General features: G+C 68.9%; 1 protein-coding gene. It reads right to left on the bottom strand.

From position 1 onward, the window contains the following. On the bottom strand, window positions 1-836 hold an 836-nt coding region (locus tag K8640_RS42375), incomplete at both ends, for an amino acid adenylation domain-containing protein (protein ID WP_223752283.1).

Below are 836 nucleotides of genomic sequence, written 5' to 3'. Positions count from 1 at the left end.
TGTGACAGCAGCGCCGCCTCGATGTCTCCCAATTCAATCCGGAAGCCTCTGAGCTTCACCTGGAAGTCCGAGCGGCCCAGGTACTCCAGCGTCCCGTCCGCCAGCCACCTCGCCACGTCTCCGGTGCGGTACAGCCGCGCCTCGGGCACCTGCGAGTACACGTCCGGCACGAAGCGCTCCGCCGTCAACTGCGGCCGCCTCCAGTACCCCAGGCCCACCTGCACACCGCCGATGAAGAGCTCTCCGGGCACTCCCACCGGCGTCGGCTGGCCCTGCGCGTCCAGCACGTACAGTCGCGTGTTCGCCACAGGCCGCCCAATCGGAATGCTCGTGCGCTGAGTGCCTCGCGCGCAGTGGAAGTGCGAGACGTCCACCGCCGCCTCCGTCGGGCCGTAGAGGTTGTGCACCTCCGCTCCAGACGGCAGCCGCGCGTGCGCCTTCGCCACCAGGTCCGCCGTCAGCGCCTCGCCGCTGCACACCACCCGCCGCAGGTGGCCCAGCCCTTCAATGCCTGGCTCCTCCAGGAAGGCCCGCAGCATCGACGGCACGAAGTGCACCGTCGTCACTCGCTCCTCTCGCAGCAGCTTCGCCAGGTACGCCGGGTCCTGGTGCCCTCCCGGCTTCGCCACCACCAGCCTCGCCCCCGTCAGCAGCGGCCAGAAGAACTCCCACACCGACACGTCGAAGCTGAACGGCGTCTTCTGCATCACCGTGTCCGCTGCCGTCAGCCCGTACTCCTGCTGCATCCACAAGAGTCGGTTGACGATGCCCGCGTGCGCGTTCATCGCCCCCTTCGGACGGCCCGTCGAGCCGGACGTGAAGATGACGTACGCCAG

The sequence above is a fragment of the Myxococcus sp. XM-1-1-1 genome (assembly GCF_020037095.1).
GTDB classification, from domain to species: Bacteria; Myxococcota; Myxococcia; order Myxococcales; family Myxococcaceae; genus Myxococcus; species Myxococcus fulvus.
Note: the sequence above shows the minus strand (reverse complement) of the source record. Positions and strands in the feature narration are given on the sequence as shown.